Origin of the sequence: Pseudomonas protegens, assembly GCF_003732485.1 — a bacterium.
GTDB classification, from domain to species: domain Bacteria; phylum Pseudomonadota; class Gammaproteobacteria; order Pseudomonadales; family Pseudomonadaceae; genus Aquipseudomonas; species Aquipseudomonas protegens_B.
Genome location: NZ_MOAK01000045.1, coordinates 161,762 through 162,140, shown reverse-complemented (window position 1 = coordinate 162,140; position 379 = coordinate 161,762).

Sequence of the window (379 nt, the reverse complement as noted above, 5' to 3'; positions counted from 1 at the left end):
CATGCAGCGCAGCGCCTCCGGAGCGGAAGGGATCATGGGGCGCCCATCATAAGTTCAAATGTCCATTTCGCGATAATAAAAGGGCGTTTAGCGCAGTACATTCAGATGACAGCCCCCTAGACTGCCAGTCACTCCTTTCTCCCAGACGGTTATCACCGCCCATGAATCCCCGCTTCCTGACCCTGCTACTAGCGCTACCCCTGCCTTACGGCCGGGGTCTGCCGGTGCTGCCAGGAAGCTGGCACCCAGGCTGATCTCCCCCAGACTCCGGCCTCGAAGCGCTTTCCATGATGAAAGCAGGGGAGATCCATCGCGTTCTCCATTGTGCTTTCGAGGTCAGTATGCTCGCCCATCCCCATACCAAATATCGTGCCTTTGC